The organism is Actinoplanes awajinensis subsp. mycoplanecinus (assembly GCF_001509495.1).
Taxonomy (GTDB): Bacteria; Actinomycetota; Actinomycetes; order Mycobacteriales; family Micromonosporaceae; genus Actinoplanes; species Actinoplanes palleronii.
The window spans coordinates 20,711-41,629 of the sequence record NZ_LLZH01000331.1 but is presented as its reverse complement, the minus strand read 5'-3'; the positions used below and the strand labels follow the sequence as shown (position 1 = coordinate 41,629).

At 73.7% G+C, this 20,919-nt stretch carries 19 protein-coding genes; 8 read left to right on the top strand and 11 right to left on the bottom strand.

Annotated features, from left to right (window positions below; translation table 11 throughout):
• The first annotated feature begins 8 nt into the window (after positions 1 to 8).
• Positions 9 to 389, top strand: a complete 381-nt coding sequence (locus ADL15_RS45640; RefSeq protein WP_067706051.1) for a hypothetical protein — start codon at positions 9 to 11, stop codon at positions 387 to 389.
• 53 nt (positions 390 to 442) lie between these two features.
• Positions 443 to 2,140 (top strand): GAF domain-containing sensor histidine kinase, encoded by a 1,698-nt coding sequence (locus ADL15_RS45635; protein ID WP_067706049.1) that lies wholly within the window; start codon positions 443 to 445, stop codon positions 2,138 to 2,140.
• Between the two features lie 21 nt (positions 2,141 to 2,161).
• Here ADL15_RS45635 and ADL15_RS45630 read toward each other — a convergent pair whose 3' ends face one another.
• The 7 genes from ADL15_RS45630 to ADL15_RS45600 all read right to left on the bottom strand — a co-directional run bounded on the left by ADL15_RS45630 (position 2,162) and on the right by ADL15_RS45600 (position 9,906).
• Complete coding sequence (locus ADL15_RS45630) at positions 2,162 to 3,262, bottom strand: site-2 protease family protein (protein ID WP_083972545.1); 1,101 nt, start codon at positions 3,260 to 3,262, stop codon at positions 2,162 to 2,164.
• Positions 3,263 to 3,308: 46 nt separating this feature from the next.
• Positions 3,309 to 3,521 carry a DUF1918 domain-containing protein gene (locus tag ADL15_RS45625; protein ID WP_067706045.1) on the bottom strand — a complete coding sequence of 71 codons (213 nt, stop codon included), beginning with the start codon at positions 3,519 to 3,521 and terminating at the stop codon, positions 3,309 to 3,311.
• A 116-nt stretch (positions 3,522 to 3,637) separates the two neighbouring features.
• Positions 3,638 to 6,157 (bottom strand): cation-translocating P-type ATPase, encoded by a 2,520-nt coding sequence (locus ADL15_RS45620; protein WP_083972544.1) that lies wholly within the window; start codon positions 6,155 to 6,157, stop codon positions 3,638 to 3,640.
• A 49-nt stretch (positions 6,158 to 6,206) separates the two neighbouring features.
• Complete coding sequence (locus ADL15_RS45615; RefSeq protein WP_067706041.1) at positions 6,207 to 6,680, bottom strand: flavodoxin domain-containing protein; 474 nt, start codon at positions 6,678 to 6,680, stop codon at positions 6,207 to 6,209.
• Positions 6,681 to 6,751: 71 nt separating this feature from the next.
• Positions 6,752 to 7,312: a DUF2267 domain-containing protein gene (locus ADL15_RS45610; protein WP_067706039.1), complete on the bottom strand. Its 561-nt coding sequence runs from the start codon at positions 7,310 to 7,312 to the stop codon at positions 6,752 to 6,754.
• 85 nt (positions 7,313 to 7,397) lie between these two features.
• On the bottom strand, positions 7,398 to 9,005 hold the full coding sequence (locus ADL15_RS45605) for an ABC transporter permease (protein ID WP_067706037.1): 1,608 nt from the start codon (positions 9,003 to 9,005) through the stop codon (positions 7,398 to 7,400).
• Entirely contained in the window at positions 8,989 to 9,906 is a 918-nt protein-coding gene (locus tag ADL15_RS45600; protein ID WP_067706035.1) for an ABC transporter ATP-binding protein, read from the bottom strand. Before ADL15_RS45600 ends, ADL15_RS45605 begins: the two co-directional genes overlap by 17 nt.
• Before the next feature lie 107 nt (positions 9,907 to 10,013).
• On the opposite strand from ADL15_RS45600, the gene ADL15_RS45595 reads away from it, so the two are divergent.
• The 3 genes from ADL15_RS45595 to ADL15_RS45585 all read left to right on the top strand — a co-directional run bounded on the left by ADL15_RS45595 (position 10,014) and on the right by ADL15_RS45585 (position 12,401).
• Positions 10,014 to 10,451, top strand: a complete 438-nt coding sequence (locus tag ADL15_RS45595) for a universal stress protein (protein WP_157442002.1) — start codon at positions 10,014 to 10,016, stop codon at positions 10,449 to 10,451.
• Between the two features lie 78 nt (positions 10,452 to 10,529).
• Complete coding sequence (locus tag ADL15_RS45590) at positions 10,530 to 10,826, top strand: 2TM domain-containing protein (protein WP_067706031.1); 297 nt, start codon at positions 10,530 to 10,532, stop codon at positions 10,824 to 10,826.
• 87 nt (positions 10,827 to 10,913) lie between these two features.
• Positions 10,914 to 12,401, top strand: coding sequence for a GGDEF domain-containing protein (locus tag ADL15_RS45585; protein ID WP_157442001.1), 1,488 nt, complete (start codon positions 10,914 to 10,916; stop codon positions 12,399 to 12,401).
• A 40-nt stretch (positions 12,402 to 12,441) separates the two neighbouring features.
• Here the strand turns inward: ADL15_RS45585 and ADL15_RS45580 are convergent, their stop codons facing one another.
• Positions 12,442 to 14,166 carry a glycerol-3-phosphate dehydrogenase/oxidase gene (locus ADL15_RS45580; protein WP_067706024.1) on the bottom strand — a complete coding sequence of 575 codons (1,725 nt, stop codon included), beginning with the start codon at positions 14,164 to 14,166 and terminating at the stop codon, positions 12,442 to 12,444.
• 22 nt (positions 14,167 to 14,188) lie between these two features.
• Positions 14,189 to 15,652, bottom strand: a complete 1,464-nt coding sequence (gene glpK, locus ADL15_RS45575; protein ID WP_067706022.1) for a glycerol kinase GlpK — start codon at positions 15,650 to 15,652, stop codon at positions 14,189 to 14,191.
• A gap of 98 nt (positions 15,653 to 15,750) precedes the next feature.
• Between glpK (ADL15_RS45575) and ADL15_RS45570 the strand changes: the two genes are divergently transcribed.
• The 3 genes from ADL15_RS45570 to ADL15_RS45560 all read left to right on the top strand — a co-directional run bounded on the left by ADL15_RS45570 (position 15,751) and on the right by ADL15_RS45560 (position 19,048).
• Positions 15,751 to 16,518, top strand: coding sequence for an IclR family transcriptional regulator (locus ADL15_RS45570; RefSeq protein WP_067706021.1), 768 nt, complete (start codon positions 15,751 to 15,753; stop codon positions 16,516 to 16,518).
• Positions 16,515 to 17,987 carry a glycerol kinase GlpK gene (gene glpK / locus ADL15_RS45565; RefSeq protein WP_067706020.1) on the top strand — a complete coding sequence of 491 codons (1,473 nt, stop codon included), beginning with the start codon at positions 16,515 to 16,517 and terminating at the stop codon, positions 17,985 to 17,987. The genes ADL15_RS45570 and glpK (ADL15_RS45565) overlap by 4 nt, the downstream gene beginning before the upstream one ends.
• Before the next feature lie 161 nt (positions 17,988 to 18,148).
• Positions 18,149 to 19,048, top strand: a complete 900-nt coding sequence (locus ADL15_RS45560; RefSeq protein ID WP_157442000.1) for a universal stress protein — start codon at positions 18,149 to 18,151, stop codon at positions 19,046 to 19,048.
• A 20-nt stretch (positions 19,049 to 19,068) separates the two neighbouring features.
• Here ADL15_RS45560 and ADL15_RS45555 read toward each other — a convergent pair whose 3' ends face one another.
• Positions 19,069 to 19,941, bottom strand: coding sequence for a universal stress protein (locus tag ADL15_RS45555; RefSeq protein ID WP_067706017.1), 873 nt, complete (start codon positions 19,939 to 19,941; stop codon positions 19,069 to 19,071).
• A 125-nt stretch (positions 19,942 to 20,066) separates the two neighbouring features.
• Complete coding sequence (locus ADL15_RS45550; RefSeq protein WP_157441999.1) at positions 20,067 to 20,810, bottom strand: ATP-binding protein; 744 nt, start codon at positions 20,808 to 20,810, stop codon at positions 20,067 to 20,069.
• Between the last annotated feature and the right edge of the window lie 109 nt (positions 20,811 to 20,919).

Here is a 20,919-nt window from a genome sequence, read left to right as displayed (position 1 = left end):
GCAGAGAGATGACCATCGCACTCGACGGGCGGCCGGCCACGGCCGCCCCGGCGGGCCCGGTCAGCACAGGCTCGGTCACGGTCCTGCCGGTGACCGACGGCGATCGCACGGTCGGGGCCTGGATCGTCGGCCCGGACACCGCCGTCTACCGCCCGGTCGTCGACGTCACCCGGCTGGCAGGAGCGGCCCTGGCCGCCGCCGGCGCGGTGGCGATCGCGGTGGCGGCCGGCGCCGCGGCGCGCTCCCGCCCGGCGATCGGCGCGGTCACCATGGGCCCGGGTGGCTGGGTCAGCGTCAAACGCGCCGGGTGCCCGCCGCTGCGTTCCGCAGAACGCCGGCCGTGGTGGGCGCGACTGATCGGTGCTCACCGCGTGGTCCCGGTGAAGTAGATCGATTCGTCAGGACGATTCCGCCGCCCGGTCAGGCGTTCTAGGCTGACCGCATGGCTGAGCTACCCACGCTGGGGCTCCCTCCGCTGTCCCGGGTGCGCCTGGACGAATTGCTGCAGGAGATGCTGGACCGGGTCGGCGACGTGGTGGCCAGCCGGGAGCGGCTGCGGGCCCTGCTCGACGCGGTCGTCGGCATCGGCACCGACCTCGACCTGCGCAGCACGCTGCAACGGATCGTGGAGGCCGCGTGCGCGCTGGTCGGCGCGAGATACGGGGCGCTCGGCGTGCTCGCGCCCGACCACGGCAGCCTCTCCGACTTCATCACCCACGGCATCGACCCGGCGACCCATGCCCGGATCGGCGACCTGCCGCACGGCCGGGGAGTCCTCGGCCTGCTGATCACCGACCCGCAACCGGTCCGTCTCCCCGATATCCGCAAACACCCGCATTCGTTCGGATTCCCGCCGAACCACCCGCCGATGCACAGCTTCCTCGGCGTCCCGGTGCGCACCCGGGACCAGATCTTCGGCAATCTCTACCTCGCCGAGAAACGGGGGGCCGCGGAGTTCACCGACGACGACGAGGAGATCGTGGTGGCCCTGGCCTCCGCCGCGGGCATCGCGATCGACAACGCCCGGCTCTACGAGCTCGCCCAGCGCCGCGGGCGCTGGCTGGCGGCGACCGCCGAGATCACTGGCGTGTTGCTCGGCACCGTGCGGCGCACCGAGGCGCTGCGGCTGATCGCCCGCCGGGCCCGGGAGGTGTCCGGCGCCGAGCTGGTCCTGGTGATGCTCTACGACGAACCGAACAGCCGGTACACCATCGAGGTGGCCGACAGCGCCGATCCGGCGTACGCGGCGCTGGCCGGGCAGCTCGTGCCGGTGGACAAGGACGCCGTCGCGGCCTTCGGGCAGGAACGCTTCCGTCCCCTGGACAATCTGCGCACGGTGACCGAGTGGCCGGGCGAGGTCCCGGCCGTGCCGGCCCTGGCCGCCCCGCTCGCCGTCGCGGACTCCCTGCAAGGTGTGCTGATCGTGACGCAGGCCCCCGGCCAGCCGGCCGAAGACCAGGACGCCGTGCTGCTGTCCACCTTCGCCGGGCAGGCCACGCTCGCCCTGGAACGGGCCCGGGCCCAGGAGGAACGCCGGCAGCTGGCGGTGCTGGAGGACCGTGAGCGGATCGCCCGCGACCTGCACGACGTGGTGATCCAGCGGCTGTTCGCCACCGGCATGCAGCTGCAGGGCACCGTGCACCAGGCCGGTAAGCCCGAGGTGGCCAAGCGGATCAACGCCGCGGTCGACGACCTCGACGCCACGATCCGCGACATCCGGCGTTCGATCTTCGAGCTGCGTGCACCCACCGGGCCGTCGCTGCGCGGCGAGATCCGCGACCTGGCCGAGGAGGCCACCGCAGGCCTCGGTTTCCGCCCGACCCTGGACATCAGCGGACCGGTCGACAGCGCGATCCCCGACGACATCGTGCCCGAGCTGCTGGCCGTGCTGCGCGAGGCGCTGTCCAACGTCGCCCGGCACGCGCAGGCGACCCGCGTCCGGGTGGGTGTCTCCGCCGCCGGTGATCACGTCGTGGTCTGCGTGGAGGACGACGGGGTGGGCGCCGACCCGGACCGGGCCCGTGGCGGCCTGGTGAATCTGCGTGGACGGGCGGAGGACCTCGGCGGCAGCTTCGAGATCGGGCCCGGCGAGGGCGGCGCGGGCACGGCCGTCACCTGGCGGGTCCCGCTCACCCGGTGACCTGCACCGTCCGGGCCACGGTCACCGCGCGGCGCGACCGGCCGGGTGTGCCCCGAGCCGCGCCACGCCCGCCAGCCGGCTGACGTCCCCGGCGGTCACCACACCGGACGGCCGGTCCTGGTCAACGACCACCACGGTCCGGGCCGGGGTGTCCAGGGCGGGCACGATGTCGAGCAGCGCCTCGTCGACGTGGGTCACCCGCAACCGGGACCGGGGGATCATGACGTCGGCCAGCCGGGTGCTGGCCCGGCGCTCCGGCGGCACCGCGGCCAGCGTGGCGACGGTGACCAGGCCGGCCAGCCGGCCGTCGATGTCGGTCACCGGGTAGGCGCGGTGCGGGCACCACCGGGCGGTGCCCGTCACGAACTGCGGCACGGTGTGCCCCGCGTAGCCGCACACCGCGGGCGTCGACATGACCTCGCCGACCAGGATGCCGCGCAACTGGTCGGACAGGGCGGCCGCCGTCTCCTCGCCCCGTGCCGCGACGGTGAGGTACCACCCCAGCAGGATCAGCCACAGGCCGCCGGTGGCCGCGTAGGCGACCAGCGCCATCACGCCCGCACCGGCCAGCAGCAGACCGAGCAGCCCGCCGGTCTGGGCTGCCACCCGCTGGGCGGCGGACCGATCCCCGCGCAGCCCCCAGAGGATCGCGGTCAGAGCACGTCCGCCGTCCAGCGGCGCGCCGGGCAGCAGGTTGAACCCGGCCAGCAGCAGGTTGGCCTCGGCCAGCCAGCTCAGGCCGATCCGCAGCAGATCGGCGCCGGCCAGACCGGCCGGGGCCGTCGCCGCGGCAAAGGTGCCCGCCACCAGCAGGCTGGCGGCCGGACCGGCCAGCGCGATCAGCAGCTCGGCGCGGGGGCGGTGCGGCTTGCCGTCCAGCTCGGAGATGCCGCCGAGCGCCCACAACGTGATCGAGGTGACCGGAATCCGGTAGTGCTGGGCCATCACGGCGTGAGCCAGCTCGTGCCCGACCAGCCCGGTCAGGAACAACCCCGCGATCAACAGGGCGGTCAGCCAGTACCCGGCCGGCGGATAGCCGCCGGCGACCGCCGGCAGCATGCCCACCGCCAGGGAGTAGACGAGCAGGAACAGGATCAGCAGCACGGACCAGTGGGCACCCACCGGGATACCGTGGACGCTCCCGAGGCGTACGGTCTGCCGCACGGCGCTACCGCCCCGGGCCTACCGGACTGCCGTGCGCGGGGGCGATGTGCGCCTCCGGGCCGGGGAAGAAGAGCGTGGTGCGCCCGTTGTCCAGCCAGTGCACCCGATACGGCGGGCTGCCGTCCGGATGGTCGATGCCGACGATGATGCCGATCCGTCGTTCCAGGCCGAGGTGGGTGCCCTCGACCACGATGTGGTCGTTGATCCGAGCCTGCATGGCCGGCCTCCGATCCGTGGCGTGGGTGGCCGTGCTGACCTTCCCTGTACCGATCGTCCGGCTGCCCGGCCGGTCGGCGGAAGAGGAACAGGGCCCGTCCGCTGCGGCCGGGTGGCTCAGTGCCGCCGCCCGGTGAGCCGCAGCAGGGTGCCGGGCACGGCGGCGACCGCGACACAGGCCAGGATCGTCGCCGCGGTCAGCGGTTCGGTGCCCAGCAGCGTCCGCAACGGTCCGATCATCACCCCGGCGACCTGCAGCAGCAGGCACCCGGCGACCGCGGCCGGCAGGGCGAGACCGCGCGGCGTCCCGGGCGCCGCCGTGGCCCGCACCGCCAGCGCGACACCGAGCTGAGCCAGGCCGAGGACCAGGTACATCACCGTCTGCCACGGCAGTTCCAGCCGGTGCGCGGCGACACCGGCGGCCAGGGTCACCGCCGCGAGCAGGCCCCCGCCGATCAGCACACCGCGCAGCAGACCGGCGCCGAGCACCGACTCCTGCGGCGAGCGCGGCGGCCGGCGCAGCACGTCGGCCTCGGCGGGTTCGGCACCGAGCGCGACACCGGGCACCCCGTGGGTGAGCAGGTTGATCCAGAGCAGCTGGGCCGGCAGCAGCGCCAGCGGCATGCCCAGCAGCGGACCGGCCAGCATCACCAGCAGTTCGGCCAGGCCACCGGAGAGCGCGTAGCGCAGGAAGCGGCGGATGTTGTCATAGATACGCCGGCCCTCGCCGATCGCATCGGTCACGGTGCCCAGGTTGTCGTCGACCAGGACCAGCTCGGCCGCCTGCCGGGCCACTTCGGTGCCGCTGCCCATCGCCACGCCGATGTCGGCGCGGCGCAGCGCGGGCGCGTCGTTCACCCCGTCGCCGGTCATCGCCACCACCTCGCCGCGCTGTTGCAGCGCGGCGATGATGTCCAGCTTCTGTTCCGGCTGGGTCCGGGCGTACACCCGGGTCTTCGCCACGTCGTCGCCGGTCAGTCGGCCCCGGTCACCCTCGGCGACCGCCTCGCCGGCGGGCAGGATCCCGAGCCGCCGGCCGATGGCGGCCGCGGTTCCCGGGTGGTCACCGGTGATCAGAAGCAGACGTACGCCGGCCCGCTCGAACGCCTGCGCGGTGTCTCGCGCGGTGTCTCGCAGCGGGTCACCGATGCCGACCAGCCCGGCCGCCCGCAGCGGTAACGGCCCGGCCGGGTCCGGGCGGCCGGTGGTCTCCGCGGTGGACACCGCCAGCACCCGCAACCCGTCGGCGGCCAGCTCCGCGGCCGCGGCCAGCAACGCCGCGTCGCGCCCGGGGTCGAGCACCGCCTCCGGCGCGCCCTTGCGGACCACCAGGTAGCCGTCGGCCCGGCGGTGCACCGTGGTCATCCGCCGCCGGGCCTGCTCGAACGGCAGTTCCGCGACGCGGGGCGCGGCGGCGCGCTCGGCCTCCGGATCCAGGCCGCACCGGGCGGCGAAGGTCAGCAGGGCGGCCTCCATCGGGTCGCCGGCGGCCGCCCATCCGGTACGGTCGCCGTCCGGCGCCAGCAGGCCCGCGTCGTTGCACAGCGCCCCGGCCCGGGCGAGCGCCCGGAGCGGGCCGCCGTCCGGGACCGTGCCGCCGTCGCGGCGCCACACCCGCCCGGCGGGGTCGTACCCGGTGCCGGTGACCGTGTGCCGCACGCCGTCCGCGGTGACCGCGCGCTGCACCGTCATCTTGTTCTCGGTGAGGGTCCCGGTCTTGTCGGAGGCGATCACGGTGACCGAGCCGAGCGTCTCGACCGCGTGCAACCGGCGCGGGATGGCCCGGGTCCGGGCCATCCGCCGGGCACCGAGCGCCAGCGCCAGGGTGACCACGGCGGGCAGGCTCTCCGGCACCGCCGCGACGACCAGGCTCACCGCGGTGATCGCCATCCGGACGAACGGTTCCCCGGCGAGCAGACCGAGCGTGAAAACCAGCGCCGACACCGCGACCGCGGTCAGGCCGAGGATCCGGCCCAGCGCGGCGAGGCGCCGCTGCAAGGGGGTCGGCCCCGGCCGGGTGCCGGCCACCAGGGCGGAGATCCGGCCGAGCGCGCTGGCCGCGCCGGTGCGCAGCACGGTGCCAGCCGCCCGGCCGCCGGCCAGCACGGTCCCGGCGCCGGCCGCCTCGGTCACGTCGCGGTGCACCGGTACCGATTCCCCGGTCAGCGCCGACTCGTCGAAGGTGGCCCGCTGCGCCTCGGTGAGGTCCAGGTCGGCGGGGACGACGTCACCGGCCTCCAGCCGGACGTGGTCACCGCGGACCAGCCCGGCGGCCGGCACCAGCTGGTCCCGGCCGTCGCGGACCACCCGGGCGACCGGTGCGGCCAGCCGGTCGAGTGCGGCGATGGCCGCGTCCGCCCGGATCTCCTGGACCACGCCGATCACCGTGTTCACGGCCACCACCAGCACGATGATGACGGTGTCCGGCAGGTCGCCGAGGGCAGTGGTCACCGCCCCCGCGGCCAGCAGCAGTGCGACCAACGGGTCGGCCAGCTGGCGGCCGACCCGTCGCGCGACACCGCGGCGCGGGGGAGCGGCCACGACGTTCGGGCCGTCGGCGGCGAGTCGCGCCGCGACCTCGGCCGCGGAGAGGCCCCCGACGGTGGGACCGGTGGTTCCGGCCAGGCTGGTCGTCACGGCGGCCTCCTCGATGCCGGGCCGGGCGCGGTGGCCGGTCCGATGTGCTTCAGACGGTGCCGCTGATCGCCAGAACCTTGCGGGTCCACTCGCCGATGGCGGCCCAGTCGCGCAGGTCGGCCCGGATACCGCGGCGCCGCGGCCGGTCCGCGCCGCCGAACAGGCCCACGGCGACCGGTGTCAGCCAGGGCTGCCGGTCCAGCGCCCGGTCCAGTTGCTCCGAGCTGCGCAGCCAGGCCTCCTGCTCGTCGCGGCGCGGGCCCATCCCGAACACGGCCACCGGGACCGCATCCAGGTCGTCCCGGTACCGGGCGAGGAAGCGGTGTGCGTCCCGGTGCCAGCGCCCGGAATAGAGCGGAGCGCCGACGACGATCAGGTCCCAGCCGGTCAGCGGCCCCCTGACCGCCCGGGCCGGCTGGACCTGCACCTGGGCTCCTTCGGCGGTGGCGGCGGTCGCCACCGCTTCGGCGACCTCCCGGGTGGTGCCGTTCTTGGTGGCATAGGCCACGAGGATGTTCGTCATCTCGCCACCTCCCGACTCCAGCTTGGGCCGGGCCGTTCCGGCCGGTAAGGGCCGAAGGTCCGCGGACGCGGTCACCATGGGTCGTGCAGCGACGCGGCGATGAGCAGTTCGGTGTTCCGGCGGGCCGCCCGCGCCAGCTGGTCCGGGTCCAGCTCGGCGACGTCCGGCTCCCGGTGCACCGGCGGTTCTGCCCGCTCACCGGTCTCGGCCGGGCCCCGCAGGATCCGGCGGATCGGATCCGGTAGCACCTCCAGGACCTGGTCGACCTGACCCGGCGACATCCGGTCGCGCAGCTCGGCGGTCACCACCGCGGCCGCGGTGTCGACCTCGTCGACCGGGATCTGCGCCTCGAGGGCGAAGCGCCGCCGGTACTCCTCCGGCCCGTATTTGACCGGAGCCCGGCCGGGTTGCCAGCCGTCATAGAAGGCGCCACGGAAGAGTTCCGGGAGCTGGGCGGCGAAGTCCGCGGCCACGGCGGCCGGCAGCCGGTCGCGCAGGGTGTGCAACCAGGCCCGCAGGATCCGGTGCGCGGCGTGCCGGTCGCCGTCGCCGAAGCGCCTGGTGATGCCGGCGAGCCAGTTCTGTGCGGTGTGCACGGCGTGGTCGAACACGTCGATCGTGGTGGATGCCATGATGCCTCCTCACGTTCCATGAACCCCCTCCCCAGCCTGATCACGGCCGGGCCGGCCGGGGCAGAGCCGTTCGGCCCGGATTCGGTCAGGACAACGCGGACCGGCGGCGTCCTGCCACCAGCAGCCCGAGCGCGGCCCATCCGGCGAGTACGGCCAGGTGACCGGCGGCGACACCGGCGCCGGAGGCGTCCGGGCGGGTCGCCGCGAGGACCGCCTGCAGCAGGTGGCGCAGCGGGAAGAGGTCCGCCACGGTGGTGAGCCAGCCGGGCAGTGGCCGGTCACCGACGACGAAGATCTCCGACGCGAAGCAGAGCGGCAGCAGTGTCCCGAGCGTGACGGCGACGATCGACCGGGCGGAGGGCAGCAGCGCGGCCACCGCCAGGCCCAGCGCCGCGAAGCACAGCGATCCGGCGACGATGGTGAGCAGCAGGGCCGGCAGCCGGACCGGGTCCAGCCGGACCCCGAGGAACCCGGTGCCGACCGCGGTGAGCAGCACGGCGGCGAGCAGCGAGACGAGTAGCGCCGCGCTCGCCCGGCCGGTGAAGTACCAGCGGAACCGCAGCGGTGTACCGCGCAGCCGCTTGAGCACCCCGGCGGACCGGGCGACGACCACCGACTCCGGCATGTCGACGTAGGCGGTGAGGGCGGCGGTGTACGTGATCATGCCGGCGAACAGGTACTGGGCCAGGGGCATCCCGTGCACCCGCCCGTCGCCGAAGACGGTCGGGAACAGGGCCAGCAGCAGGGCGGGGAAGACCAGCGAGAAGAAGACCGAGAGCAGATTGCGGCGCAGGCCGAGCATCGCATAACCGATCTGTCCGGCCAGCGGTGACCGGCGCCGCGCCCTCGGCCGCGAGAGGTGCGGCCGGGCGACGACGTCCGGCTCCGTCGTCACCCGCGGCGCCGTGGAACCACGCGGTTGCCACCCGAACCGCAGCCGGGCGGCCAGCGCGCCGGCCACGGTCCAGGCCACGATGACGGTGAGATGACCGGGTGAGAACCCGTACCCGGGGGTAGGGTCGAAGGTCTCGGCCATGGCGCGGGCCAGATGCTTGAGCGGCAGCACCGAGCCGAGCACGTCGAGCCAGCGGGGCAGGGCCGCGCCGACGATGAAGACGTCGGAGACGAAGGCCAGAGTGATCAGCAGGCCCTGGGCCAGCGACTGGGCGACCAGCACGGTCCGGGTCAGCGAGGCCAGCGCCAGTCCCAGGGCGGCGCAGCAGGCGATGCCGAGCAGCAGGGTCACCAGCATCGCCGGGACCTTGCGCCAGACGAGCTGGACGTCGTACCCGGCCACACCCACCGTGGTCAGCAGCACCACCGCGATCCCGGAGGCGACCACCGCGGCGGCGATCCGGGACGCGAGCACGGTCCGCGCCCGGACCGGGGTGGCGCGCAGCCGCAGCAGCACCCCGGTCTCCCGCAGCCCGGCCAGGTCCACCGCGACCAGCACGAAGGACGCCTGCGCCACGCCGAACACGGCGAACGGCGAGACCAGGTACTGAGCGATCGGCACACCGTCCGGGGTGGTCTGGTCGCCGACGATCGACGCCACGATGACCAGGAAGGCGAGCGGGAACGCGAGGGTGAAGAACGCGCCGATCGGGTTACGCGCGAAACTCCGCACCGCATGGCCGGTCAGCGGCCGCAGCGCGGACCGGTGCCGGGTCGCGACGTCAGCCGGGCCGGTCATCGGTATTCTCCGCGGTGAGCGCCAGGTAGACGTCCTCCAACGCCGGTGGGCTGACGGCGAAGTCCGGCAGCGTGACCTGGTGCTGCACCGCCCATCCGGTGAGCCGCCAGGAGTCCGCGACCGGCTCCCGGGAGGTGACCCGTACCGTCACCCCGGCCACCTCCGGCGGCGCGCTCAGCGCCGGCAGGTCGGCGACCCGGACCGCCGCGGGCAGCTCGAACGTGATGACCGTCGGCAGTTTGCTGCCGGCCCGCAGGTCCTCGGGGGAGCCGATCGCCAGGATGCGCCCCGCCCGCATCACCGCGACCCGATCGGCGAGTCGCTGCGCCTCCTCGAGGTAGTGGGTGGTCAGCAGGATCGTCGTGCCGAGCGCTCGCAGGTTCCCGACGAGATCCCAGGCGCGGTGCCGGGCGGCCGGGTCGAAGCCGGTGGTCGGCTCGTCGAGGAAGAGCATCTCGGGCGCCCCGGCCAGACCCAGCGCCAGGTCCAGCCGGCGCCGCTGACCGCCGGAGAGCCCCTTCACCCGGGTGTCGCGTTTGCCGGCCAGCCCGACCAGCGTGATCAGCTCGTCCGGGTCGTGCCCGCGCGGGTACAGCGCGGCCTGCAGCCGGACCAGCTCCCGGACGGTGAACTCCTCCTCGAACCCGGCCGACTGCAGCACCACCCCGATCCTCGACCGGTAGGCCGGGCCGCCGGTCGCCGGGTCACAGTCCAGCACCCGGACCGTACCGGCGTCCCGGGTGCGGTACCCCTCCAGAATCTCCACAGTGGTGGTCTTGCCGGCTCCGTTCGGTCCGAGCAGCGCGAACGTCTCGCCGTCGCCGACCGAGAAGCTGATCCCGTCCACCGCCCGCACCGGCCCGTACGCCCGGACCAGGTCACGTACCTCGATGGTGGCCATGTTCCCACCCTCGCGCGGGCGCGCAGGCCGGCGGCAGCGCGGGAAGTCCCGTACCGGCAGGACCTCCGGCCGCTGTCCGGCACCTGGGGCCGGTACACCCTGAGGGTATGAGGACTTCGCCCGCTCGCCGGTCCCGGTCGCCGCAGCCCGGCGGCCGGATCGTGGCGGGCCTGATCGGCGCGGACCCGGCCGAGACCGTCCTGCGATATGCGTTCGGCGAGGCCGAGCGGTACGGCGCGGCGGTGACCGTGGTGGTCACCGGACCGGCGTCCACGGCCGACGACCAGTTCGTCCGCGACGTGGCCCGCCGGTGGGCCGACAAGTACCCGGCCGTCGACGCGACCGTCACCGTCCGGCGCAGTGTGGACGCGGTGATCACGCTGGCGGCCGCGAGCCGCCAGGCGGACCTGCTCGTGGTGGCGGCCGGAACGGATCCCCGGTCCGCGGCCATGGTCGCCGCACTGGCCCGTCTGGCGCACAGCGCGGTACGGATCGTGGACGGCGTGCCCGATCGGCGCTGCCCGGTCGGCCCGGGCGGCAGGTGACGTCCGGCCCTGTGCCCGACCGTCGCGGTCACGTGACGGTGGGGGTACGAGAAGGACCAGGCCAGGAGGGGAGCTGTGATGACGACCATGTCCGGTGTCCCGGCCGCGCCACCGCCGGGTGACCTGCGCCAGACCGCGGTCGGCCGACTGCGCAAACGGCGTGAACTGCAGACACATGTGCTGGCATACGTTCTGGTCAACGCGTTCCTGGTGGCCATCTGGTGGCTGACCACCCCGGACGGATTCTTCTGGCCGATGTTCCCGCTGTTCGGGTGGGGTATCGGCGTCGCCTTCCACCTCTGGGACGTGTTCGTCGGATCCGAGCCGTCCGAGGAGGCGATCCGCGCCGAGATGGACCGCCTCGAGAAACGCTGACCGCGCGCCGGGATCCGGCCGGATCCGCAACCGGCCGGCACCCGTCGCCGCACCCGGACCGCAACCGGCCGCCGCGAAGGTGAACGGATGTCTCCGAGCTTGCGAGCCGGCCTTCTCGGCGCCGGACTGGTCGTCGGGCACTTCACCGCGTTGCGGGTGCTGCCGCCCGGCTCGCAGGCGGCGACGAACCTCAGCGTCGGGGTGCTGATCCTGTCCGCGCTGATCGCCGCGGCCAGTGCCGGCGCCGCCGCCCGGCGCAACACCGGCCGGGCCCGGTACGGCTGGGCCGTCCTCGCCCTCGGCATGGTCGGCTGGGCGTTCGGCGAGACGGTGTGGGCGTTCTACGTGACGTTCCGCGAGGGCCACGCCCCGTTCCCGAACGTCGGCGACTTCGGCTTCCTGCTGATGGTGCCGGGTGCGGTCGCCGGGATGGTGGCGGTGCTCGGCGTCCGGCGCGGCCTGCTACGGGTGATGCTGGACGGCCTGGTCATCGCCGGTTCGTTGCTGTTCCTGAGCTGGGCGTTCATCCTCGAACCGGTCTACCAGGCGGGCAACCTGACGGCCGGCGCCAAGGCGATGTCGCTGGCCTATCCGCTCAGCGACGTGCTGCTGGCCGCGGTCGCGCTGATCCTGCTGCACCGGGCCGCACCCGGGCACCGGGCGACGGCGGCGCTGATCCTGGCCGCGGCGCTCGCGCTCAGCGTCGGTGACCTCGGGTTCGCCTACCTCAACCAGCACAGCACGTACACCTGCGGCGATCCGATCGACACCGGCTGGGTGGCCGGGTTCGTGCTGATGGCGTTGGCCGCGCACCGGGCCCCGGCGGCCCGCCCGGGTGACGACGCCGAGCAGAGCGTGCCGATCCTGCTGTGGCTGCCGTACCTGCCGCTGGCGCTCGCGGTGCTGGCGGCGGTGGACCTGCTGGCGAGCGGGGACCGGCTCAGCGCCTTCCTGTCCGTGCTGCTCGGCACGGTGCTGCTGCTGGTGCTGGCCCGTCAGCTGGTGGCGCTGCGGGACAACACCGCGCTCAGCCGCGACCTGCACCGGGTGGTCGCCGAGCTGCGCGAGCGGGAGAACGAGTTGCATCACCTGGCCTACCACGACCCGCTGACCGGGCTCGCGAACCGCGCCCTGTTCGTGTCGGCTGCCGAGGCCGCGCGCGCCGATGAGACCCTGGCGGTGCTCTACCTCGACCTGGACGGGTTCAAACCGGTCAACGACCTGCACGGGCACGCCGCCGGGGACGCGCTGCTGGTCGAGGTGGGCCGGCTGCTGCGGGCGCACACCCGGGCCGAGGATCTGGTCGCCCGGCTCGGCGGCGATGAGTTCGCGGTGCTGATGCCCGGGGTGAGCGGCCGGTCCGAGGCCGAGGACCTGGCCCGGCGGCTGACCGAGCGGCTCACCGAGCCGTTCGGCATCCTCGGGCACACCGTGCGGATCGGCGCGAGCGTCGGCGTCGGCCTGCGCGAGGAGGGCGATCTGAGCGTGGACGCGCTGCTGCGCCGCGCCGACGAGTCGATGTACGCGGTCAAGTCCACCCGCCCGGGCCGTCGTCCGGTCGTCGAGCGGGTGTGATCCGGCGCGGCCCCGCCCCCGGAACCGCGCCGGATCGGTCTTACACCGCGGCGGCCAGCGGGGCCACGTCGACGGCGGCGCGGCGGGTCGCGTCCGCGGTCGCGTCGTCCGGCTGTTCCTGCGCGGCGAGCTCGGCGACGACGCGCGCCTCGTACAGCGAAATTTCCCGCTCGATGTCGTCGGCGCCCCAGCCCAGCGGGCCCGAGATCAACCTCGCGGTGGTCCGGGCCGCGGCCACGCCGCGGTCCGCTGTTTCAATAGAGATCCTGGTACGACGGGTCAGCACGTCCTCGAGGTGCCGCGCCCCCTCATGGGTCACCGCGTAGACCGCCTCGGCCCGCAGATAATCCGCGGCACCCTCCAACGGCTCACCCAGCGACGGGTCCTCGGAGACCAGGTCGAGCAGTTCCTCGGTGAGCGTGCCGTACCGCTGCAGCAGGTGCTCGATCCGCGCCACCGGCAGCCCGGACATACGGGCCAGCAGCGCCCGCCGGTTCCACGCGGCCCGGTAGCCGTTCGCGCCGAGCAGCGGGATCTGCTCGGTGCACGACGCCGGCACCCGGCTGTGCAGCTCCTTGACCGCCGCGTCGACGGCGTCCTTGGCCATCACCCGGTACGTCGTGTACTTGCCACCGGCCACCACCACCATGCCGGGCACCGGGGTGCCGACCGCGTGCTCGCGGGACAGCTTGGCCGTGGTGTCCGACTGCGCGGACAGCAGCGGCCGCAGCCCGGCGTAGACACCCTGCACGTCGTCGTGGGTCAGCGGGGTGGCCAGGGTCTGGTTGACCTCGTCGAGCAGGTAGTCGACGTCGGCGCGGGACGCGGCCGGGTGACCCTTGTCCAGGGTCCACTCGGTGTCGGTGGTGCCGATGATCCAGTGCCGTTCCCAGGGGATGACGAACAGCACGCTCTTCTCGGTGCGCAGGATCATCCCGGTGTTGCCGGCGATCCGCTCCCGGGGCACCACGATGTGGATGCCCTTGCTCGCGGTGATCCGGAACTGGTTCGGCTCGCCGGTGAGCAGCGCCTGGCTGTCGCCGGTCCACACCCCGGTCGCGTTGATCACCGTACGGGCGCGGATCTCCAGCTCGGCGCCGGTCTCGGCGTCGCGGGCGCGGACCCCGACCACCCGGCGGCCCTCGCGCAGGAACCCGATCACCTCGGTGCGGGCGGCCACCTTCGCGCCGTAGGCCGCGGCCGTGCGGACCAGGAACATGGTGTGCCGCGCGTCGTCGACCTGCGCGTCGGAGTAGCGGATCGCGCCGACCAGCGACTCCGGCCGCAGCGACGGGAACGCGCGCAGCGCCTCGGTGCGGCTCAGGTGCCGGTGCCGGGGCAGGCCGGCGCCGAAGCTGCCGGTGAGCGCGAGGGCGTCGTAGAGAGCGATGCCGGCGCCGATGTAGAGCCGTTCCCAGGCCCGGTGCTGCAGCGGGTAGAGGAACGAGACCGGGCGGACCAGGTGCGGGGCGAGCCGCTGGATCAGCAGGCCACGCTCCTTGAGCGCCTCGCGGACCAGGGCGAAGTCGAGCATCTCCAGGTAGCGCAAGCCACCGTGGATGAGTTTGCTGCTCCGGCTGGACGTGCCGCTGGCGAAGTCGCGCGCCTCCAGCAGCCCGACCGACAGCCCGCGGGTCGCCGCGTCCAGCGCCGACCCGGCCCCGACCACACCCGCCCCGACCACGAGCACGTCAAGTTCTTCGCCGTTCGCCATCGAGGCGAGTGCGGCCGCACGCGACCGTGAGGAGATCACTCCGGTGTTCATTCAAATTCCTTTCGGGTACGGCCTAAGCCCAATCGAGGGTGCGGTCGATGGCTTTGCGCCACCGGGTGGTGCCTTCGGTACGTCGCTCGGCGGTCCACGCCGGCTGCCATCGCCGGTCCTCGTGCCGGTTGGCGCGCAACTCGTCGAGTGAGGTCCAGAACCCGACCGCGAGCCCGGCCGCGTACGCCGCGCCCAGTGCCGTGGTCTCGGCCACCGCCGGGCGGCTCACCGGCACGCCGAGGATGTCCGCCTGCAGCTGCATGCACAGGGCGTTGGCGGTCACCCCGCCGTCCACCTGCAGGCAGTCCAGCTCGGTGCCGGAGTCCTGCGCCATCGCCACCACCACGTCACGGGTCTGGTAGCAGATCGCCTCGAGCGCGGCCCGGGTCAGGTGCGCCGCGGTGTGGTACCGGGACAACCCGACGATCGCGGCCCGCGCGTCCGGCCGCCAGTACGGCGCGAACAGCCCGGAGAACGCCGGTACGAAGTACACCCCCGCGGTGTCCTCGACCTGCCCGGCCAGGGTCTCGCTGTCGGACGCGGACTCCAGGATGCCGAGCTGGTCGCGCAGCCACTGGATGGCCGAGCCGCTGGCCGCCACCGAGCCCTCCAGGGCGAACACCGGCGGCTGGTCGCCGAACCGGTAGGCCACCGTGGTGAGCAGCCCGTGCGTGGACCGGACCGGGGTGGTGCCGGTGTTGAGCAGCACGAAGTTCCCGGTGCCGTATGTGCACTTGGCGTCGCCCGGCTCGAAGCAGGTTTGGCCGAACAGTGCGGCCTGCTGGTCACCGATCGCCGCGGCGATCGGCACGCCGAGACCGTCGGCCGTCCCGTAGACCTCGGCCGACGACCGGATCTCCGGCAGCATGGCGCGGGGGATGGCGAAGATGTCCAGCAGCACCGGGTCCCAGTCCAGGGTGGCCAGGTTCATCAGCTGGGTGCGGCTGGCGTTGGTCACGTCGGTCAGGTGCAGGCCACCGGTCAGGTTCCAGATCAGCCAGCTGTCCATCGTGCCGAACAGCACCTCGCCGCGCTCGGCCCGCTCCCGCAGCCCGGCCACGTTGTCGAGCAGCCAGCGCGCCTTGGTCGCGGAGAAGTAGGTGGCCGGCGGCAGCCCGGTGCGTTCCCGCAGCAGGTCAGCGTCCAGTCCGGCCAGCTGCGGCGCGGTCCGGGTGTCCTGCCAGACGATGGCCGGCGCGACCGGTTCGCCGGTGGCCCGCTCCCAGATCACCGTGGTCTCGCGCTGGTTGGCGATACCGATCGCGGCCAGGTCCGAGGCCACCAGCCCGGCGCCGCTCAGCGCCGCGTCGATCGTCTTGCGGACGTTCTCCCAGATCTCCCGCGCGTCGTGCTCGACCAGGCCGGCCGCCGGCAGGATCTGCCGGTGCTCGATCTGGCTCCGGCCGATCTCTACCCCGCCACGGTCGAAGATCATGAAGCGCGTGCTGGTGGTGCCCTGATCGATCGCGGCGATGAACTGCGCCACTGTGCCTCCCGCCCGATGGGCCCGCTTGCCCTTGACAAGCGCGACGTTAGGAAGCGAAAAGATCCGCGGCAACGACGAGCGTGCGACAATGTCGCACGATGCCCGGTCTCATTCAGTCCATCGAACGTTCCTCCGCGGTGCTGCGCCTGCTCGCGGACGGTCCCGGGCGCCTGCGGGTCAAACAGATCGCCGACGCGCTCGACCTGCCCAAGTCGACCGCGCAGAGCATCCTGCGCACGCTGACCCACATCGGGTTCGCCGAGCAGGACCCGCGGACCGCGCGGTACCGGCTTGGCCGCGCCCTGCTCGATCTGAGCTCCACCGGGCTCGACGCGAACGAGCTGCGTGCGCACACGCTGAACTGGGCCGACGCGCTGGCCTCGCGCAGCGGCGAGGAGGTGTACGTGGGCGCGCTGCGCGATGGCGGGGTGCTGGTCGTGCACCACGTGTTCCGGCCGGACGACTCGGCGCAGTCGATGAATACCGGCCGGGTGGTGCCGGCGCACGCGACCGCGCTGGGTCAGGTGCTGCTGGCATATCGGGTGGCGGCGGCCGAGGACGTGCTGGCGGCCGGGCTCATGGCGTACACCAGAGGAACCGTGACCACCCGGCAAGCTCTCACCCGGACGCTTGCCGTGACCCGCGCCCAAGGGTGGGCTTTATCGGTCGAGGAATGGCAGGCCGGGAGGGCCGGGATCGCCGCGCCGGTGCGCACCTTCGGCGGCCTGGTGGTCGGCGCGATCGGGATCAGCGGCCCGGTCGAACGGCTCTGCGACACCCGCCGGCAGGCCCGCCCGGCCCTGGTCGAGCACGTGGTCGCGGCCGGCCGGGCGATCTCCCGCGACCTGAGCGGCCCGCAGCCGTGACCGACCGCTACATCCTCGCCATCGACCAGGGCACCACGTCGAGCCGATGCATCGTCTTCGATCGGCGGGCCACCGTGGTGGCCCTGGCCCGCGCGGAGCATCCGCAGTCCTACCCGCAGCCCGGCTGGGTCGAGCACGACGCCGCCCGGGTCTGGCGCGACGTGCGCAAACTCATCACCCGGGCGTTGCGCGACGCGGGCCTGACCGCGGACAAGATCGCGGCCATCGGCATCGCCAACCAGCGCGAGACGACGGTGGTCTGGGAGCGCGCGACCGGCCGGCCGGTGGCGCCGGCGATCGTCTGGCAGGACACCCGGACCGCGCCGCTGCTCGACGGCCTGGACCCGGACGTGCTGCGGGAACGCACCGGGCTGCCGCCGGCCACCTACTTCTCCGCGACCAAGGCGCGCTGGCTGCTCGACAGCATCCCCGGGCTGCGATCAAAAGCGGACCGCGGTGAGGTGCTGTTCGGGACGATGGACAGTTGGCTGATCTGGAACCTGACCGGCGGGCTGCACGTCACCGACGTGACCAACGCCAGCCGTACCCAGCTGATGAACCTGGCCACCCTGGACTGGGATCCGGTGCTGCTGGACATCTTCGCCATCCCCCGCGCGATGCTGCCGGAGATCCGCTCGTCGGCCGAGGTCTACGGGACGGCCGACGGTCTCGGCGTGCCGATCGCCGCGGCGATCGGTGACCAGCAGGCCGCATTGTTCGGCCAGACCTGCTTCGAGCCGGGCGACGCCAAGTGCACGTACGGCACCGGCGGGTTCCTGCTGCTCAACACGGGCACCACCCCGGTCCGGTCGGCACACGGGCTGATCACCACGGTCGGGTACCGGATCGGCTCGCAGCCGCCGGTCTTCGCCCTGGAGGGGTCGATCGCGATCGCCGGCTCACTGGTCCAGTGGATGCGCGACGGGCTCGGCCTGATCGGCACGGCCGCCGAGATCGAGACCCTGGCGGCCACCGTGACCGACAACGGCGGCTGTTACATCGTGCCGGCCTTCTCCGGATTGTTCGCCCCGCACTGGCGCAGCGACACCCGGGGCGTGATCGTGGGGCTGACCTCGTACGTCACCAAGGCGCACCTGGCCCGGGCGGTGCTCGAGGCGACCGCCTGGCAGACCCGCGACGTGGTGGACGCGATGAACGCGGACTCCGGTCTGGCGCTGACCACGCTCAACGTGGACGGCGGGATGACCGCCGACAACCTGCTGATGCAGATCGTCGCGGACGTGCTCGACGTGCCGGTGGCCCGCCCGATGGTCGCCGAGACGGTCTCGCTGGGCGCCGCGTACGCCGCGGGCCTGGCCGTCGGCTACTGGTCCGACCCGCGTGACCTGCGGGCCAACCGGCACCGGGCCGGCCGCTGGCTGCCCACCATGGACCCGGCGAAGCGTGCCACCGAACACGCCACCTGGCGCCGCGCCATCGCCGCGGCCGTGCTCTTCAGCTCGCCCTGACCGGACGAGGTGACCATCGGGCCGATGCCCAGGGCAGGACGGCACTGGGCGAACGGGCGCCGCCGAGGTCACCTGGAAGTACGGAGGCTCATCGGCACCCCCGCCGATGCGGGGGTGCCGTGCCGGTTCCGGCGCACACCGTGCGCGGTGGGGAGACGACCATGAACGACCTCGACAGACTCAGAGTGGAACACGAGGCGCGGCAACGGGCGGGCGCCCCGCACCGGGCCACGCCGTACAGCGAGGTGGTCAACCGCTACCTCAACGCCTTCTCGTACGTCGATCCGTACGTCCCGGCACCCACGCCGCCGCCGGATCCGGCCGCGAAGCCTCCGCCGGCCGGCCGGGTGATCGTGGGGGCGGACGAGCTGCCGACCGCCCACCTCGCGGTCGACCTGGCCGCCATCGAGGCCGGGCTGCGCGGAACCCCGCTGCGGATCGTGCACGCCGGCTCGTCGCCGCGCACCAGGCCGGCGCTGGACCGGCTCGCCGAGCGGGTCCGGCGTTTCGCACCGGAGGTCGCGGTCTCCACCCGGGTCACGGCCGGGATGGGACCCGCCGAGATGCTGCTGGCGGAAGCCACCGCCGATGATCTGATCGTGGTCGGGCACCGCCACGGTGCCGCTCGGGGCTCGCTGCGGCGCAGCGTCGCCGACCAGGTGGCGGCCCGGCACACCGGGCCGGTCCTGGTGGTCCGGGCACCCGGCTGGCCGACCGGCCCTGAGTCGCCGGCCCGGCCCCTGGTGGTCGGCGTGAACGGGACGGCGGCCGCCACCCGGGCGGCCGAGTTCGCTGTCGAGGAGGCCCGGGTCCGTGGCTGCGACGTCGTCCTGCTGCACGCCGTCGGTGAACCGAGTGAGGTACCCGACTGGACCGACCGGCGCGGTGGGGTCTCGGTCCGCAACCACACCGTGATCGGTGACCCGGTGACCGAACTCGTCGCTGCCTCTGAACACGCCGCCGCGATCGTGGTCGGGCGCGACGCCGGGCGTCAGCGGCTGGGCTCGGTGAACCGCGCGGTCCTGCATCGGGCGCACTGCCCGATCTTCCTGGTCGGCTGAGCGGCGGTCGCCGGGCGACGTCACTGGTCCTGCCGTGTCTCGTGAACCACCGCGACCGTGCAGGACGAGTGGCGCAACAGGTGCTGACCGACCGACCCCAGCAGCAGCCCGCGCACCGGGCCTCGTCCCCGGCTGCCGACGACGAGCAGCTGCGCGGAGGCGCTGGCCCGGACCAGTGCGGCGGCCGGATGCTCCACCACCGCGTCCGCGACGACCTCCAGGTCCGGGTGCACCTCGCGCACCTCACCGACGAGATCGTCGAACGGCTTGCGCTCCTCTGCGGTCACGGAGCGGGTGATGACCGGGCCGGTCTCCCACAGGCCGGTCACCGGCGGCCACGCACCGAGCACCCGCAACGGCACCCGGCGGTCGGCGGCCTGGCCGGCGGCGAAGGCCAGCACTGCCGCCGAGGCGGCCGAACCGTCGGCGCCGGCCACCACCGGTGCGCCCTCCGGTGCCTCGCCGCGGACCACCACGACCGGGCAGTGCGCGTGGGCGCTCACCGCCACGCTCACCGAGCCGAGCAGCCCGGCCACCGCGCTGTGCCCGCGACTGCCGACGACGACCGTCTCCGCCTGAGCGGAGCCGGCGATCAGGGCCGGCCCGGCGAACGCGATCACGGTCCTCGTCTCGGTCGTCACCGTGGGATGTGTTCGCGCAGCGGCCGTCGTGACCTGCGCCAACATGGTGGTCGCGGTCCGCTGCAGGTCCTCCGGCGGGCGTACGGCCGGGGTCGGCACCATGCTCGCCGCCGGCATCCAGAACGGTTCCTCGTAGGCGTAGAGGAAGGTGACCGTGGCCGCGGTCCGGGCCGCGTGGTCCAGCGCCCAGGTCGCCGCAGCGCGGGCGTCGGGTGATCCGTCGTAGCCCACGATGATCTTCTGCTGGCTCATGGCTGCGGCATCCTTCCGGTCTCGATCGCGCTCGTCTCCACACTCGCCCCGCCCAGGGCCGGCGGGCAGGGCAGGACGGCCGGGCCGGGCGGGCCGGTCGGCCCTCGACAGCGGAGCCGGTGTCGTCAGTAGCGATACGCCAGCAACAGCGCCCAGACGATCTTCCCGCTGGGGATCTTCGTCACGCCCCAGTGCGCCGCCGTCGCCCCCACCACGCGCAGCCCGCGCCCGGTTCCCGGCAGCATGACGGCGCTCGTCGGCGGCGGTTTCCCGGCGACCAGCGGCGTCACCGGGCTGCCGTCCTGCACGGCGATCCGCAGGTAGCGCCCGGTGTACGCGATGACCAGATCCAGCTCGGTGGCGGCGTGGACGATCGCGTTGGACACCAGCTCGGAGGTGATCAGCCGGGAGGTCTCCTGCAGGTGCACGAGGCCCCAGCTCAGGCACGCCTCGCCGACCAGCGACCGGGCGGCGGCGACGTTCGCCGGCACCGGCATGAAGTGCCCGCAGACCCGGCGGGGGACGTAGGCGAGCACCGCCACCGCCGCCTGCGCGTGCTGGTCGTACAGGGCCACGAAGTTTCGGAGCGGGCCGAGGCGCTGTCGGATCTCCGGTGTCGCCGCGCACAGCAGGACCGGCACGCCCCATTCGGACTGGGCCTGATGGGTCGTCATGGCGAACACGTCGAGCGGTGGATCGCCGGTCGGCCGCAGTGCGGCCAGATCGACGATCACGGCGGCCGGGCACTCGGCGGCAGCCTTGCCCACCGCGGTGCGTACCGTGGCCACATTGGCCCGGCCCAGCTCGCCGACGAGGCGCACCGTCGTGATCCCGCTGGCCAGATCGCGTTCCATCGTGGTTCTCAGCATTGTTGATCCCTCGGCTGCCGGTTGCCGGCCTGCTCGCCGTCCGTCGGCGCCCAGCCCGGTATGGTCCAGCGCCCCTGTCCACCCAACGCCGCCGGGCGCGGCACCACAA

Excerpts from the sequence above, each read along its gene's own strand:
- ADL15_RS45640 (WP_067706051.1), top strand. The coding sequence starts at position 9 with ATGACCATCGCACTCGACGGGCGGCCGGCCACGGCCGCCCCGGCGGGC.
- ADL15_RS45635 (WP_067706049.1), top strand. The coding sequence starts at position 443 with ATGGCTGAGCTACCCACGCTGGGGCTCCCTCCGCTGTCCCGGGTGCGC.
- ADL15_RS45625 (WP_067706045.1), bottom strand. The coding sequence starts at position 3,521 with ATGCAGGCTCGGATCAACGACCACATCGTGGTCGAGGGCACCCACCTC.
- ADL15_RS45615 (WP_067706041.1), bottom strand. The coding sequence starts at position 6,680 with ATGACGAACATCCTCGTGGCCTATGCCACCAAGAACGGCACCACCCGG.
- ADL15_RS45610 (WP_067706039.1), bottom strand. The coding sequence starts at position 7,312 with ATGGCATCCACCACGATCGACGTGTTCGACCACGCCGTGCACACCGCA.
- ADL15_RS45605 (WP_067706037.1), bottom strand. The coding sequence starts at position 9,005 with ATGACCGGCCCGGCTGACGTCGCGACCCGGCACCGGTCCGCGCTGCGG.
- ADL15_RS45600 (WP_067706035.1), bottom strand. The coding sequence starts at position 9,906 with ATGGCCACCATCGAGGTACGTGACCTGGTCCGGGCGTACGGGCCGGTG.
- ADL15_RS45595 (WP_157442002.1), top strand. The coding sequence starts at position 10,014 with ATGAGGACTTCGCCCGCTCGCCGGTCCCGGTCGCCGCAGCCCGGCGGC.
- ADL15_RS45590 (WP_067706031.1), top strand. The coding sequence starts at position 10,530 with ATGACGACCATGTCCGGTGTCCCGGCCGCGCCACCGCCGGGTGACCTG.
- ADL15_RS45585 (WP_157442001.1), top strand. The coding sequence starts at position 10,914 with ATGTCTCCGAGCTTGCGAGCCGGCCTTCTCGGCGCCGGACTGGTCGTC.
- ADL15_RS45580 (WP_067706024.1), bottom strand. The coding sequence starts at position 14,166 with ATGAACACCGGAGTGATCTCCTCACGGTCGCGTGCGGCCGCACTCGCC.
- ADL15_RS45570 (WP_067706021.1), top strand. The coding sequence starts at position 15,751 with ATGCCCGGTCTCATTCAGTCCATCGAACGTTCCTCCGCGGTGCTGCGC.
- ADL15_RS45560 (WP_157442000.1), top strand. The coding sequence starts at position 18,149 with ATGAACGACCTCGACAGACTCAGAGTGGAACACGAGGCGCGGCAACGG.
- ADL15_RS45555 (WP_067706017.1), bottom strand. The coding sequence starts at position 19,941 with ATGAGCCAGCAGAAGATCATCGTGGGCTACGACGGATCACCCGACGCC.
- ADL15_RS45550 (WP_157441999.1), bottom strand. The coding sequence starts at position 20,810 with ATGCTGAGAACCACGATGGAACGCGATCTGGCCAGCGGGATCACGACG.